Source organism: Binatus soli (SeqCode) (genome assembly GCF_050015535.1).
GTDB classification, from domain to species: domain Bacteria; phylum Desulfobacterota; class Binatia; order Binatales; family Binataceae; genus Binatus; species Binatus soli.
Genome location: NZ_JBEKBF010000016.1, coordinates 1 through 14,045, shown reverse-complemented (window position 1 = coordinate 14,045; position 14,045 = coordinate 1). Strand labels below are relative to the sequence as shown.

Here is a 14,045-nt window from a genome sequence, read left to right as displayed (position 1 = left end):
AACCCCTATTCCAACGGAGGCGCAAAGTGCAATCCAACGAACACGGGACCCTAATTGTATTCGAAATGAGAGCCTCCAAAAGCACGACGCAATCCAATTGCCGCCAGGACAACCATCGCCGGCTCTGCGTGAGTGCGCATGCGAGATTTTGCGGAGCCACCGGCGTTTGGCGCGAGTAATACCATAGCCATCAGGGCGCATAGCAGTACCAATTCCCTCTTCGCTGTGCTCATCGCGCGCACGTTGATGAGCGCAAAAATAATACCCCCAGCTACGAGTATACATTGTGCTATTTGAAACACGACAACGGCCAACATGCTCGGGTCCGAAGAGAGAGAGCTCAAGACTGGCTGGATATCATCTTTCGGGAAACCAGGATTGGGCGCGCGCCATTGCAGCCCGAGCATTCGGCTTAAGCTTGATCCGGCAGGAGCGAAAAGCAGGACCCCCACGCCCTCGGCCGTCACGGCCGCAAGCGCAATCGGCCGCTCGCGAAAAATCTGAATAGCGCGACGCTCGACTTCAGCGGGATCGTTGTCGGGACTGACATGAGGTGGCAACGCGTGCTCCAATTGATGCTGTGCGACAATAAAGCTCTCATGCTCGGCAAATGCAACGACGGCAGCGGCCTTGAATCTATAGAGATCATTAGCTCCGCTGGTCGCGATCGTACGAACGTGGCAACACGAGACGTTGCGAGCGGTCCAGCCGATAACCGCCGCGGCGGGCAAGAATGAGACAATTAGAATTAAACTCAATCTGGTCCGCCACGAAATCGGCAGTACGAGGATTGTCGCGCCGACCGCGAAAGGAACAAATATGCCAGTCGGCCGAATCATGATTGCAAGCGCCAAAAGGACGCTTGTGGCGATCGCAAGAGGTATGATTCGAGACTTGCCTGCGACTAGGATCATTCTCGCTACTAGCAGAATGACGGCTGCCAGAACCAGCTGAAATAGCTGCTCCGCTATAATCGATGCCCCGGTCGCAACAGAGGCCAGGTCAAATGCCATCAAGACTGCAGCCAACAGCGCACTCCAGTAATCAAAGAACCGCGCAAGTATGACAGCTGTAATTACGCATACTGTTGCACCCATCAACGCCTGGAAAGCAACCGCGGTCCTTAGAGTAGGCATCAAGGTGAGAAAGACGGAGTATCCAGGAGGCATTCGCGTTTCGGGCGCCTGACATTTGCCGTTTTCCACCGCAGCGTAGCCGCATCCCGCTTTCAGACCCTCCGCCGGGGCCGCATAGTGCCACGAATCCGCCTGAACTATTGCCCAATCGATCCCTGGGTTTCGCAGAGGGACTAACCTTAGCAGCAGAGCCAAAATAAAGACTCCACCTAAGGCAAGACGATAACGTGCTGCATTCATCTTCGATAGGACCGTATTAGACTAACATTTGCCCCAACGCTCCCTAATGGTCTCCCTGCTCCGGCTGGTTTCTACACCTGTTGGTCTCCTTCGTCAAGTTGACCTTATCCCACTGTCCCGAGTCTCAAGTACATTCACAAAATCGAGCCACTGACTCGAGGATTTGGCCTTGTAAGTTACCTTTGTCATTGCCAGATGGATGCGATCTAGGAGTTGTGCTGTTGAGTGCAGAAATGGTAAACACTCAGGGCGCCAAATCGCTTCGGTAAACAATCATGCCAACTGTTGAGCAGAACTTATTTTTGTGGGGCAAATCGGACGGGTGGAAGGATGACGGCGACATATGGTCGGTAAAGTGGGGCGGAACTGACTTGGAGTGGTGGGTTTCGATCTTCCCCCGCATTCGGAAGTTTCTGCCCGCGCCTACGATTCTTGAGATAGCCCCCGGCTTCGGCCGCTGGACCCAGTTTCTGAAGGGATTTTGCGACCAGCTTATCGCCGTTGACGCCTCGCCGGCCTGCATTGAGAGGTGCAAGGAACGCTTCGCATCGGACCGGCATGTGCGCTGCTATGTGAATGACGGAAAGTCGCTGGCGATGGTGGAGGATAGGAGCGTTGACTTCGCTTTTAGCTTTGATTCGTTGGTGCATGTCGAAGCCGACGTAATCGCGGCCTATCTGCAGCAACTTGGCAAGAAGCTAAAGCCCGGCGGGTTCGCCTTCCTCCACCACTCGAATCTCGAGTCGTACCGGAAATCCATTTGGCTGCCCAAGATGATTGGCGGCCGCAAATCGCCTTGGCTGCCCAAGGCGGTTGGCGGGCTCGAACCGATGGGGGCCAATCCTGGCAAGCCGGCGCCCCTGTCGCGGAGCTTGTGGTGGCGCCGGCGGCTGCAATTGAAGCTGATCGATTGGGGTCTTCTGGTGAACAACTTAGGCCTTCGCGCCGAATCGATGAGCGCCAGAATTCTCATAGAATTATGCGACGCTGCCGGTCTCGATTGCAGGTCGCAGGAACTCGTCAACTGGAACCTTGGTCCATCACTGCCTGACTGCTTTTCCGTGGTGACGCCGCGCCATAATGAGTCGCGCAAGCCACCGCGGCTGCTCAAAAATCCTCATTTCATGGACGAAGCGGAACGGGTGCGTCGCACCGCGGAGTTTTATTCCGCTCTGTTGTAAGGCTCGGTCGGCGAGCGGCGCAAGTTCCCGCCCGCTGAGACTGACGGTGCCGCGTCGAGGACATTAGGAAATCGCACACACCATTGCACACGTTTGTATCGAAAGCGCCCATCGTGTGTCTTTTCGCTCCATCCCGTCTGGACTCGCCGATTGCATTGCCCGATGATGCATCTAACGCGTTTGCGCAAAGTCTGGCGCGCGCACGCGTGGCACGTTAGATGCTCAGTTATCGAAGTCAAAACGCCGATTAACTATGCGATGGCGACTCTCTCGAGCCGCAGAGCGAGGAGAAAATAGGCCGATGGATACTTACCGTGAACTCTGTCTCGGGGTCCCGAAAGAGTACGAGTCGATCCGCGCGAACGCTCATCGCTTCGCCAAAGAGGTGATGCGTCCGGCCGCGATCGAACTCGATCGCATGGCCGATCCCAAGGATGTCATCGCGCCGGATTCCCCGCTAAGACAGGTTCTGAAGAAGGCCTACGGCCTTGGCTATCATGTGGCGGGACTCCCGGTCGCGATTGGTGGGCTGGGACTCGATCCGCTCGGCAGTCACATCCTGCATGAGGAACTGGCGTGGGGATCGGTTGACCTGTCGATAGCTATCGGAGTCGCGGGTTTCCCGGCCATGATTGCCGCCACCAGCGGCAATCCCGATCTGTACGAAACCTTCGTCAAGCCCTACGTAGAGGACCGCGAAGCCGCGATCATAGGATGCTGGGCTATCACCGAGCCCAACCATGGCTCCGATCATCTAATGGTAGGCACGCCCGAGTTTCACGATCCGAAGGTGAAGGGCGAAGTCGTCGCGCGCGCCGACGGCGACTCCTACGTCATCAAGGGCCAGAAGGCGGCATGGGTTTCCAACGGCACCATCGCGACTCACGCGGCGCTCTATCTGAGGATCGATTCCGAATCGCCTCATGCAGCAGCAGGAATGTCCGGCGGCGGCATCGCAGTGGTTCCACTGAACCTGCCGGGAGTGTCGAAGGGCAAGCCGCTCAACAAAATGGGGCAGCGCGCGCTCAACCAGGGCGAGATCTTTTTCGAGAATGTGCGCATCCCGCGCCATTACATGGTGGTGAACTCCGATTCCTATGAGCAGCACACGATGGCGACGTTGACCATGGCCAACGGCGGCATGTCCACCGCATTTACCGGCCTCGCCCGCGCCGCATATGAGGCCGCACTGGACTATTCGAAGGAACGCATCCAGGGCGGCCGCCCCATCTGTGAGCATCAGCTGGTGCAGAAGCGCCTGTTTGAAATGTTCACCAAGGTCGAGGCTTGCCGCGCCCTCTCGCGTGCGGTTACCGTTTACAACAGCTCGTCGGGAATGCCTTCGCTCCAACATGCCATCGCCGCGAAGACCTTCTGCACGCAGGCCTCATTCGAGGTGGCCAGCGACGCCTTGCAGATTTTCGGCGGCAACGGGCTGAGCAAGGAATATCCGGTCGAGAAGTTGTTCCGCGATGCGCGCGCCTCGCTCATCGAGGACGGCACCAACGAGGTCCTGAGCCTGGCCGGCGCGCGACACATCCTCGCCGAGGCCGATGGCCACGGGCACGCATAGCAGCTACGGTCGCATTCAGCTGATCGCGATGGAGGTCGCCGATGGCGCGTGCACAGGGAGCGATTGAGCAGCTGATAAGACTGCGCGTGAAGCAGCATCCACGCGAAACCTGGCTCAAGTTCAAAGACCAGGAATTTTCGTGGGAGCAAGTGTTGAGTAACATTCATCGCGCCGCCAACGGCTTGCTCGCTCTCGGCATCGCGCCTGGCGACCGCGTCGCGATCATGATGGGGAATCGCCCCGAATTTTTGTGGATACACTTCGCGATCGGTTTCATCGGCGCGGTGAGCGTTCCCGTCAACACCTCGCAACGCGGCGTGACATTGCATCACGTGCTCGCGGACTCCGACTCCGCGGCGGTGATCTTCGAAGAGCTGCTGCGCGATTCGGTGATGGCGGTAAAGGACTCGCTCCCGAGCCTGAAAGCTACTGTGGTGGCCGACGGCAAGCCGGGCAAGGGCGTCGATACGACTCTGGATGCCCTGATGGCGCATCCCGATCGGGAACCCATCGTCGATGTCGGCTCAAGCGCCGGTGGCGCAAACATGATGTACACCTCGGGCACCACCGGGCCTCCCAAAGGCGTCATCGCCAGCGGCGGGGATAGTACTGCGCTCGCTGCGGTGCTGGGCGCCATCAAGCTGCGTCCCGGCGAGACCATCTACACCGTGCTCCCGCTGTTTCACGGCAACGCGCTGATGATCTCGGGATTCGGCTCGATGCTTCTCGATGCCAAATTCGCGATCGCCGAGCGCTTCAGCGCGTCGCGATTCTGGGACGAATGCCGCAAGTACCACGCCGTCGAGTTCAACACCCTGGGCGGCATGATTCCGATTCTGCTCAAGCAGCCGCCCCGTCCCGACGATCGCAAGCACGAAGTGCGTGTGGTGCTCTCGGCAGCATGTCCGCCATCGGTGTGGAAGGAATTCGAGGATCGTTTCGGCGTCAAAATTATCGAAGTTTACGGAATGGTCGATTCGCCCGGGTTCCTTATGAACGACGTTGACCGCGTCGGGTCGATGGGTAAGCCGGTCGGCGAGGTAGAGTTCCGCGTGGTCGACGACAACGACAATCCGCTCCCGGCGGGCAAGATCGGCGAACTCGTCTTCCGTCATCCCAAGGGCCGGCTCAGTCATTATCACAAGCTTCCCGATGCGACCGCGGAGGCATACCGCAACGGATGGTTTCATTCGGGCGATCTCGCCAGGACCGACGAGGACGGTTTCTATTATTTCTGCGGACGCAAGAAGGCGTCGATCCGGCGCCGTGGCGAGAACATTTCCGCCTGGGAGATCGAGACCGTCGTCAATCAGCATCCCGCAGTGTTGGAGTCGGCGGCCTACGCGGTGCCGTCGGAACTCGGCGAGGATGAAGTCAAGATCGCGGTCGTGCTGGCGCCCGACGCGAAACTTCGCCCCGAAGATCTCATCGAGTTTTGCCGCGACCGGATGGCCTACTACGCGGTGCCGCGCTTCATCGAGTTTATCGACGAGCTTCCTAAGACCGGCACTCATCGCATCCAGTATGCTGCCCTGAAGGCGAAGGGCGTCGCTGGCGCCTGGGATCGCGAGCAGGCGGGCATCAAGGTCGAACGAACACGCACGCCGGCATGAACCAGCCGCCGTCGAGGCGGCGCAATGGCGGTACAACTTCCGCGACCCGAGGAGGGACAATGGAATTTCAGGAATTAATTGGCACGCGACGTTCGATTCGCTTCTTCGATCCCAAGCGACCCGTCGAACAGGACAAGATTCAGAAAATTCTCGAGGCTTGCCTGATCGCTTCATGCGCCGTCAATGCGCATTGGCTTCGCGCAATCGTCGTCAAGCGCGACGACATACCCAAGGCCGAACTCGAGAAGCTCAAGAACCCGGTGCAGGCCATCGTCATTGAACTCGCCCCCGTCCATATCTACTTCTATGCTGACCTCGGCGTCGTGAATCGGGTCAAGGGCGCCCGTCTCAAGCAGTTGGTCGAGGCAAATATCGTCGGTTCGACCCACGGCTGGAGTATCAAGTTCGTCGATGAGATCGTATATCCGATGATCCTGAAGCCGATGACCGAATCGCCGTACTATCCGGCCATGGCCGCTTTCGATTGCGGCGTCGCGGCATGCCAGGGCCTGCTGATGGCGTTCGAACAAGGACTCGGCGCGTGTCTTACCTCGTTCACCGCGCCCCTCATCGGCGCGATCACCAAGCCGCCCGCCGATTGGTTCCCGCTCTACCAGCTCAACATCGGCTACTCGCTGGAGTCTCGCGAAGCCGGCGGCCAGCGGCCGCGGCCTCCGTTCGAGGAGCAGTACTTCCTCGGCAAGTACGGAAATCCGTTCCCGCGCGATCCTAAAGTCGTCGAGGAACTGAAGAAATCCAAGATGCTGCAAGCGCCGGCGCCGCTTCCGGGCCGCAAGGAGGAACTCCGTCGCCTCGCAAAGCAGCTGAATCTGCCCGAGTGATCGCGGGTTCCAAACGCTTGCGATGCCTAAGCGCATCCTGACGATTCGGCTTGTGCCGCTCGCGTCGGAATCAAGCGCCCGGTTTCAGAAATGAAACTCGGTCTGCCTGCGCTTGGGGAGCTGTTCGATCATCCCGAGCTTGCGCGCGAGTTCGTCCACTGTGGCGCGCGGAGCGAACGGGAGTCCCGGCTCGAGCCTTTCCGCCTCGCCCAGTTCGCGCTTGGCCTCGCCGTCGCGGCCTAGCTGCGCGAGAAGTTGCGCGTACGCCAGATGCGCCCGCGGACACTGCGGATGTATGCGTATCCGCTCGCACACGGCGCGCTCCGGCCCCGACAATCCGCCGCTCTGAGCAGCGCGATCGGCCGTGCGATCCCGAAATGCGCGCGTGGCCGCGAATGCCAGGCACAGCATCAACCCCGCTGCCACCGCGATTATCGCGCGCGTCAGCCATTTATCTAGATCGCGAATGAGTAGCCTCCGTTTACGGGAATCGTCTGCCCCGTCATCCAGCTCGACGCATCGGAGGCGAGGAACAGGACCATGTTGGCCGCGTCTTCCGGCTCGCCCAGGCGCCGAATCGGGTAATGGCGCAGCACCTTTTTCGTGTACTCTTCCACCTCCAGCATACGCGCGGTCGTGGGGGTGCGCGTAGTGCCAAGAGCCACGCAGTTCGCGGTCACTGAATAGCGGCCCACGTCCTTGGCGATCGCGCGGATGAATCCTGCCGCCCCGGCCTTGGCGCCGGAATATATTTCGAGATTCGGCTCGCCGACCCGGCCCGCGTCGGAAATCACGGTGACGATCCGTCCATAACCGCGCTCGATCATCCCCGGCAGCGCCGCGCGGGTGCAGTTGAGCACGCCGAAGAAATTGGTCTGCAGCGCCGCCTGCCATTCGTTGGGCGACTGCTCCCAGAACGGCTTGCCGGAAATGTTGCGCGGATCGGGCCCGTAATTCCCGGCGTTGTTGACCAGGATATCGACCCGTCCCAACGCCCGCACCGCCTGCTCGAACGCGCCCATCACGCCCGCGAAATCGGTCACGTCGCAACTGGCGGCGAGCCCCTTGCATCCGAGCTTTTCCACTTCCGCTGCGACCGCCTTCGCGCGTTCCTCGTAGTAGTCATTCACCACCACGCCGCCCGCGCCGTTGGAGGCCAGGTGCAGCGCGATTTGCCTTCCGACGCCCTGTCCCGCGCCCGTCACGAAACCGATACGCCCCTTCAGATCGAGTATTCCGCCCGCCATGGTATGCTCCTTCATCGAATCGCCGATCTCCCGGTCAACGCGCGGCCGATGATCAGCTTTTGAATCTGAGTTGTTCCGTCCGGCATCGTCAGCATCCGTGCGTCGCGCATGCATCGCTCGACGCGGTTTTCGGTGGCGAGTCCGTTCGCGCCCATGCACTGGATCGCGGTCGATGCGACTTTGACCGCCGCTTCCGTCGCATACCATTTCGCCATCGAGGCTTCCACATCCGCGCGTCCGCGTCCGAGCGCGAGATAGGCGCGATGGCATAGCAGGCGCGCCGCGTCGATCTCGGTCGCCATCTCGGCAACCATCGCGGCGACCAGCTGATGGCGGATGATTTCCTTGCCGAACTGTTTTCGTATCTGCACGTATTTAAGCGCGATCTCGTAGGCGCGCCGCGCGATCCCGACCGCCATCATCCCGGTGCCCGCGCGTGCATGCGAAAACAGCGCAAGCGTGCGCTGGAACGCGCGTTCCGGCGACACGGTTTCGCTCTTCCATCCGCCGAGCACGTTCGTTTCCGGCACTTCGACATCGTTGAAGAACATTTCCGAGGTGGGAAAGGAGCGCAGCCCGATCGTCTGGATCTCGCGGCTGTCGAACGGAGACTCCCGCCGGTCGATCACGAAATGGCGGAATCCCGCCGGCCCTTTGGCGGGATCGGTCTGCGCCAGCACCACCGCGATGTCGGCGACGCTCCCGTTGCTGATCCAGGTCTTCGCGCCGTTGATTACCCAATGGTCGCCGATGCGCTCGGCGCGGCTTCGGATCCCCGACGGATCGGAACCCGCTTCGGGCTCAGTGGTCGCGATACATCCGATCAGGTCGCCTTGTGAGAGCGGCCCAACCAGGCGCCGCGCCAGCTCAGGATGCGCACTGGCGGCGATCAGCGAGGCCGCGCCGGCTGTAATCCCCGACATCCCGGCCAGGCCCGGGAAAGTGGCCGACAGTTCCTCGCTCTGGACGCATCTGATGATCGGTTCGGAGCCGCCGGCCATGATTCCTTCGCTGTCCACGTAGCCCCACGGGATCAGCATCTTGAGCAGCGGCTTGGCGCGCTCCGCGGTCATCTCCAGGTCGCCCCACCGATCGTCGAGCGGGCGGACCTCCGCGTCGAGGAATTTCCGCAAGCTGTCCCGGAACATCCGCTGCTCTTCGCTCAATTCAAAGTCCATAATCGCCTCGCCCGCCCGGGGCTTCATTTCCTCTCCCTGTTAGACCTCCCGTGCCAACGGGTCTTAATACCGGGTGCAGGGGTCACCCCTGCACCCGCGCGACAACGGAGCGCGGCCTTAACATTGGGTGCAGGGGTCACCCCTGCCCCCCCGTGCCAACGGGCCGATTGATCCAGCCTGCAACTACGCGCCCTTGCCTGCGCGCTTCAGGGTTCTGCCTCTCACCTTGAGCACGTCCTCAATCCACGACATACCCGCCATCATCCGCGGAAACCCGACCGTGGTCATGCCGAGCAGCGCGACCTGCCGGATCTCTGCGGGCTTGGCTCCTGCCTCCAGCGCGCGCCGGGCATGGGAATGGACCGCGCCCTCCTGTCCGGAGGCGACCGCCATCCCGAGCTTGATAAGCTGGCTATGCTTTTCGTCCAGCGGGCCGGTCTCGGCGATCATGCGTCCGAGCTCGTCGTAGGCTCCGCTGATTGCCGGAAATTGTCGCCTGAAATCCCGATATCGCCCCGGTAACTCTTTCATCTCGAAATACCTCCCACGTGCCGTGTGGCATCGCCGATGCGAGACCCTCAACGCGCATATGAGCAGGAAATAAAATAGTTCTCAAGGTTCGGCTCGCGCCCGCGGCCAGGAGAGGCCTGACCGCCGCTCCGATTCCGTCATCCCGACCGAAGCGGAGGGACCCCGGATCTTTTTCTCTGAATCTTTTGTCGAGCTTTACGTTTTATTTTCCTCTCCCTGCTAGGGGAGCTCTGCGTAACCGGTCCGTCTCTCCATTTCCTCTCCTCCCGTGCCCACGGGTTAATACTGGCCTCCCGTGCCAACGGGTGCTACGTAAGGGATGCGTAAGGATAACGTTCGCAGGTAAAAGCAAGGGAGCACTATGAAAAGAACAAATCTGACGGTGATCGCGTGCGCGATGCTGCTGTGCGCGGGTACTGCGCAGGCGTCGGGAATCCCGTCGATCGGGTGTGAGGCGGCCAAGCTGACCGAGCAAGGAGAACTGGAATATTACCTGGCGCTGAACAGCGCTCTTATGCTGGCAGGCGGGCCCGACGAGTCGGCGGTGTACCAGGAAGTCTTCACCGCGGAGCTGGCGGAGGCAGGCTCGTGCCGCTACCTCAACAACGGCGACGGCACGGTGAGTGATCTGAACACCGGCCTGATGTGGGAGATGAAGACACAAACAGCAGGCGTGCACGACGTGAACACCGAGTACCAGTGGTCGAGCACCGGCATAGCCCCGGACGGGAATGCATTCACCGTCGTTTCTGGCGATGCTGAACAACGGCGCGTCGACCGACGGTGGGCCCAGCACCCCCATCGTGGGCTGCTTTGCTAATCACTGTGATTGGCGCTTGCCGTCGATCGTGGAACTGGAGGGGATTGTCGATCTCAGCGCGCCCGGCTGTGGTCACGGAGCCCCGTGCATCGACCCCACATTTGACCCCACGCAGGCCAACTACTACTGGTCGGCCACTACCTACGCCGACTATTCGCCCAGCGCGTGGTACGTGTCCTTCAGCACTGGCAGCGTGAGCTACCTCCTTAAGCTCAACGGCGACTACGTGCGTGCAGTGCGTAGCGGCTTGTGATCGATCATTTGGTCATTGGTTTATTGATTATTTGATTTAGGGGTTTGGGGGCATAGCCCCCAAACTCGCCGATTTTTTTGAAATGGCGCAGACGGAACATCTGCCAATTTACAAAGCGGCATACGATTGCTGTCTCTACTTCGAGCAGCTCGCGGCGTGATACGGCAGTAGCAGCAGCTGGTCGAGAAACTCACTCAAAGGGGCGCTCAGATCGCGCCGCCGCTATCTTCCAAGGCTTCGGTGCTCGTGCTCCCTTACTTTTCCGGAAACTCCCACATGCGCGCCTCCCCTTGCGGGTTTTCCCGGGTGGATCTCGCGTAAGGGCCATCGTTATCCTCGGACAGCGACGTCCATTGTTCGCCCCAGTCGGCCTCATCGGAATTCTCGACGATCCCATTCCCGTAGTAGCCGTTCCCGTAGTAGGGGTAATAAGGGAAGTACCGGTAGGAGCCAGGGAATCGGCCCTGTCTCAAGCCCGCCCGATTCCCCATGCCAGCGTGACGGGCGGCGTGGCTCGCGGCGTGCCCAGAGCCCGCGTGGCCGCCGCCATGTCCCCCGCCTCCGCCATGTCCCCCGCCTCCGCCATGTCCCCCGCCGGCACCGGCGGAGCCGGCAATCGTAAGCGCCAAAGCTGCAAACATCGCCGCGGCAATTAATTTGGTAGCTTTCATTGCGATTCACCCGTTACTCACACTATATCATAAATGCGAGTCTGAATCAGGATTCAAAATGGAAATCCCGGCTGACATCTACGTTTGCCCTTCCTGTAAAGGTCCGCTCGCGGGCGGCGCCGAAGCATTCGATTGCGGCGTCTGTCAGACCACCTATCCGATCGTCGATCGTATCCCGGATCTCACCGCGCGAGACCTGGATTCCAGAATCAACCCGGTCCTGCGCGTGATGAATGTGCCCCTGATTTCGCGATTGTATGAGACCAAGCTCTGGTATCCGGTGATCCTGAAAGTCATCGGCGGGAGCAAAGCCCCGTCCTTCGGGCAGCTCATGGACAAGGTCGGGGCTATCGTGGGGGCCGAGAGCGGGATGGTGCTGGACGTTGCCTGCGGACCGGGGACGCTGGGACGCCGGATCGCGTCCCCGACCAGGACCGTGTACGGAGTCGACATTTCGTGGAGCATGTTGCGGCAAGCCGCGGCCTACGTAACTCAAGCGGGTCTCGCCAACGTCCAATTCGCGCGCGCAAGTGTGGACGCATTGCCTTTCCCCGCCGCGTTCTTCAACGTCGCACTGTGCGGCGGCGCACTCCATCTGTTTCCAGACACGGTCGCCGCCCTGCGCGAGATTGCCCGCGTGATGAAACCGGGTGCGCTCCTGGCGGTGACGACCTTTACGCCTGCGCACGTGGGTATCTTGCGCTTCCAGCGCGTCCGCGAGCGTATCGAGGAGCATGGCGGGCGGCTCTTCGAACTGCCGCAGCTCGAAGGATACCTGACTCAGGCAGGTTTCGAGGGCTTCAGACCGCAGCTCGACGGCTCCGTCCTGACCTTCGCCGCGCGCAAGCGGGTGTAGGGTTTTGCGATTGCGGCGGGGCGGGCTATAAACCCCGATGAGTGAATCGAGAATCGCCCGCACAAGGAGCAATCACATGGCCAGCGGACACATTTTGACAAACGTCAAAGACGGCGTCGCGACTGTCACGCTCAATCGCCCGGAGAAACTGAACGCATTCTCGGGCACGATGGCCGCGGAGCTTTACGGCGCGTTTGCCGAATACGACAAGAACGACGAGGTCCGGGTGATCGTCGTCACCGGCGCGGGCCGTGCGTTCAGCGCGGGCGCGGATCTGTCGGGCGGCGGCAACACGTTCGACGCCGACGCGCGTGCGGAGCGCCGCGAACGGCCGGCGCCGGCGATTCGGCCGTGGAACGTGCGCAAACCGATCATCGCGGCGATAAACGGGCCGGCGGTTGGAATGGGAATCACGCTGCCGATGCAATGGGACATCCGCGTCGCGGCCGAGAGCGCGCGAATCGGATTCGTGTTCGTGCGGCGCGGAATAATTCCGGAGGCGCTCAGCCTGTGGACCGTCCCGCGAATGATCGGACTGGCCAAGGCCAACGAACTGCTGATGAGCGGGCGGATTATCAGCGCGCGCGAGGCGCTCGAATTCGGAATCGTGAGCCACGTATGGCCCGACGCGGAGTTCATGACCAAGGTGCGCGAGATGGCGCTCGATATCGCGCATAACACGGCGCCGGTGTCGGTCGCGATAACCAAGCGGCTGATCTACGCACTGCTCGCGGAGCCCGAGGCGGAGAAGGCACAGGCTGTCGATACGAGGGCGTTCGTGTGGTCCGGCAAGCAGCCGGACGCGTACGAAGGCGTCAGCGCGTTTGTCGAGAAGCGCAAGCCCAAGTGGAAGATGAAGCCGTCGAAGGACATCCCCGAATTTATCCCGACGATCAAGTGATCGAGCCGGCCGCAGATGGCTCCGGCGGCGCGCGGGCGCCTCGCGCGGCGTGGCGGCGCGAGTCGGCGCTGCTGATCGCGCTGGCGATAGCCGGCGCGGTGGTCGAGTATCCGCTCGCGCTGGCGATTAAGTCGGTCGACCGATCGGAAATCGGGCGCGCGCTCCCGTTCCTCGGCGTCACTTTCGTGCTCGCATCGCTGGTACCGGTAGCGCTTCGAATCAACGGCGAGCTCGGGTTGCCCGGTGCGCCGCTGATCGCGGCAAAGATCGCGGGCGACAAAATCCATTTCTCAATTCGCAGCCTGGCGAGGATCTCGATCGGCTACGCGATACTGGCCGCGGCGGCAGGCGCGGGCGTGCTGGCGATTGTGATCGTGCCGCTGGTTCTTATTGTGCGCGGCGGCGCCGGCATCAGTATCCCGAAACCGCCGATGTTGACGGTGGCGCCGGGCCGTCTCGCGATCGTAGGAGCTTTGGTCGCAATCGCGGCTGCGGTTAGCGAGGAGATCCAGTTTCGACTGGTGCTGTATGCGATCTTCGGATGGATCGCGCGGCTGATATCGCGCGACTCGAGCGGCTATCCCGGACGCCGCGCGCTTTGGATGGTGACGATAGCCCAAGGCTACCTGTTCGGAATAATTCACCTGTTGCCGCTGGGCGGGACGCTGTTCCATAGTACGTCGAATCTTCTGATCGGCGGATTGGTGATGCCGCAGACGTGGGAGGGTGTCGTGTTTGGGCGCCTATACTTGCGTCGCGGACTGGAAGCCTCGATGATCGCGCACGCGTCGATGGACGTCGCGCTGTTCGGGTTGGCGGCGATCGGAGTGTTGCGGTCTCATCCCGGCGCGGGATGAACGCGCGCGCTCACGAAGGAAGGAATACCGTTGGCGGAGATGCCCTGTCCGGGAATTCGGAAAGCGCCGGACAATAAGTTATATTTGGCCCCGGCGCCGGATTATCCAAGCGCGCAATTTCCAAGGAGTCGTTCCATGCCCAAGGC

General features: G+C 61.1%; 14 protein-coding genes. 9 read left to right on the top strand and 5 right to left on the bottom strand.

Features of this window, described 5'->3' with window-relative positions; translation table 11 throughout:
* Nucleotides 1-50: 50 nt before the first annotated feature.
* Complete coding sequence (locus ABR989_RS13160; protein WP_428129293.1) at nt 51-1,205, bottom strand: hypothetical protein; 1,155 nt, start codon at nt 1,203-1,205, stop codon at nt 51-53.
* A 446-nt stretch (nt 1,206-1,651) separates the two neighbouring features.
* Here ABR989_RS13160 and ABR989_RS13155 point away from each other — a divergent pair, with 446 nt between their 5' ends.
* From ABR989_RS13155 to ABR989_RS13140, 4 genes are all read left to right on the top strand, one after another.
* Nucleotides 1,652-2,557 (top strand): class I SAM-dependent methyltransferase, encoded by a 906-nt coding sequence (locus ABR989_RS13155; protein WP_428129291.1) that lies wholly within the window; start codon nt 1,652-1,654, stop codon nt 2,555-2,557.
* Nucleotides 2,558-2,858: 301 nt separating this feature from the next.
* Nucleotides 2,859-4,130 (top strand): acyl-CoA dehydrogenase family protein, encoded by a 1,272-nt coding sequence (locus ABR989_RS13150; RefSeq protein ID WP_428129289.1) that lies wholly within the window; start codon nt 2,859-2,861, stop codon nt 4,128-4,130.
* Nucleotides 4,131-4,171: 41 nt separating this feature from the next.
* Nucleotides 4,172-5,743, top strand: coding sequence for an AMP-binding protein (locus ABR989_RS13145; RefSeq protein ID WP_428129286.1), 1,572 nt, complete (start codon nt 4,172-4,174; stop codon nt 5,741-5,743).
* Nucleotides 5,744-5,802: 59 nt separating this feature from the next.
* Nucleotides 5,803-6,585 (top strand): nitroreductase family protein, encoded by a 783-nt coding sequence (locus ABR989_RS13140; protein WP_428129284.1) that lies wholly within the window; start codon nt 5,803-5,805, stop codon nt 6,583-6,585.
* Nucleotides 6,586-6,669: 84 nt separating this feature from the next.
* Here the strand turns inward: ABR989_RS13140 and ABR989_RS13135 are convergent, their stop codons facing one another.
* The 4 genes from ABR989_RS13135 to ABR989_RS13120 all read right to left on the bottom strand — a co-directional run bounded on the left by ABR989_RS13135 (nt 6,670) and on the right by ABR989_RS13120 (nt 9,541).
* The gene (locus ABR989_RS13135; RefSeq protein WP_428129281.1) at nt 6,670-7,011 is read right to left on the bottom strand and encodes a hypothetical protein; all 342 of its coding nucleotides are present in this window, start codon (nt 7,009-7,011) and stop codon (nt 6,670-6,672) included.
* A 29-nt stretch (nt 7,012-7,040) separates the two neighbouring features.
* Nucleotides 7,041-7,847, bottom strand: a complete 807-nt coding sequence (locus tag ABR989_RS13130) for an SDR family NAD(P)-dependent oxidoreductase (protein ID WP_428129279.1) — start codon at nt 7,845-7,847, stop codon at nt 7,041-7,043.
* Nucleotides 7,844-9,037 carry an acyl-CoA dehydrogenase family protein gene (locus tag ABR989_RS13125; protein ID WP_428129276.1) on the bottom strand — a complete coding sequence of 398 codons (1,194 nt, stop codon included), beginning with the start codon at nt 9,035-9,037 and terminating at the stop codon, nt 7,844-7,846. The genes ABR989_RS13130 and ABR989_RS13125 overlap by 4 nt, the downstream gene beginning before the upstream one ends.
* A gap of 156 nt (nt 9,038-9,193) precedes the next feature.
* The gene (locus ABR989_RS13120) at nt 9,194-9,541 is read right to left on the bottom strand and encodes a carboxymuconolactone decarboxylase family protein (protein ID WP_428129273.1); all 348 of its coding nucleotides are present in this window, start codon (nt 9,539-9,541) and stop codon (nt 9,194-9,196) included.
* Between the two features lie 361 nt (nt 9,542-9,902).
* Between ABR989_RS13120 and ABR989_RS13115 the strand changes: the two genes are divergently transcribed.
* The 5 genes from ABR989_RS13115 to ABR989_RS13095 all read left to right on the top strand — a co-directional run bounded on the left by ABR989_RS13115 (nt 9,903) and on the right by ABR989_RS13095 (nt 13,899).
* Nucleotides 9,903-10,361, top strand: coding sequence for a hypothetical protein (locus ABR989_RS13115; RefSeq protein ID WP_428129270.1), 459 nt, complete (start codon nt 9,903-9,905; stop codon nt 10,359-10,361).
* A gap of 16 nt (nt 10,362-10,377) precedes the next feature.
* Nucleotides 10,378-10,614: an Lcl C-terminal domain-containing protein gene (locus ABR989_RS13110; RefSeq protein WP_428129268.1), complete on the top strand. Its 237-nt coding sequence runs from the start codon at nt 10,378-10,380 to the stop codon at nt 10,612-10,614.
* A gap of 729 nt (nt 10,615-11,343) precedes the next feature.
* Nucleotides 11,344-12,141: a methyltransferase domain-containing protein gene (locus ABR989_RS13105; protein WP_428129266.1), complete on the top strand. Its 798-nt coding sequence runs from the start codon at nt 11,344-11,346 to the stop codon at nt 12,139-12,141.
* Nucleotides 12,142-12,217: 76 nt separating this feature from the next.
* Nucleotides 12,218-13,042, top strand: coding sequence for an enoyl-CoA hydratase-related protein (locus tag ABR989_RS13100; RefSeq protein ID WP_428129265.1), 825 nt, complete (start codon nt 12,218-12,220; stop codon nt 13,040-13,042).
* Complete coding sequence (locus ABR989_RS13095; RefSeq protein WP_428129262.1) at nt 12,988-13,899, top strand: CPBP family glutamic-type intramembrane protease; 912 nt, start codon at nt 12,988-12,990, stop codon at nt 13,897-13,899. Before ABR989_RS13100 ends, ABR989_RS13095 begins: the two co-directional genes overlap by 55 nt.
* Nucleotides 13,900-14,045: the final 146 nt, after the last annotated feature.

Bases quoted from the DNA above. Each gene is read 5' to 3' on its own strand.
- ABR989_RS13155 (WP_428129291.1), top strand. From the start codon at position 1,652: ATGCCAACTGTTGAGCAGAACTTATTTTTGTGGGGCAAATCGGACGGG.
- ABR989_RS13150 (WP_428129289.1), top strand. From the start codon at position 2,859: ATGGATACTTACCGTGAACTCTGTCTCGGGGTCCCGAAAGAGTACGAG.
- ABR989_RS13145 (WP_428129286.1), top strand. From the start codon at position 4,172: ATGGCGCGTGCACAGGGAGCGATTGAGCAGCTGATAAGACTGCGCGTG.
- ABR989_RS13140 (WP_428129284.1), top strand. From the start codon at position 5,803: ATGGAATTTCAGGAATTAATTGGCACGCGACGTTCGATTCGCTTCTTC.
- ABR989_RS13130 (WP_428129279.1), bottom strand. From the start codon at position 7,847: ATGAAGGAGCATACCATGGCGGGCGGAATACTCGATCTGAAGGGGCGT.
- ABR989_RS13125 (WP_428129276.1), bottom strand. From the start codon at position 9,037: ATGAAGCCCCGGGCGGGCGAGGCGATTATGGACTTTGAATTGAGCGAA.
- ABR989_RS13120 (WP_428129273.1), bottom strand. From the start codon at position 9,541: ATGAAAGAGTTACCGGGGCGATATCGGGATTTCAGGCGACAATTTCCG.
- ABR989_RS13115 (WP_428129270.1), top strand. From the start codon at position 9,903: ATGAAAAGAACAAATCTGACGGTGATCGCGTGCGCGATGCTGCTGTGC.
- ABR989_RS13105 (WP_428129266.1), top strand. From the start codon at position 11,344: ATGGAAATCCCGGCTGACATCTACGTTTGCCCTTCCTGTAAAGGTCCG.
- ABR989_RS13100 (WP_428129265.1), top strand. From the start codon at position 12,218: ATGGCCAGCGGACACATTTTGACAAACGTCAAAGACGGCGTCGCGACT.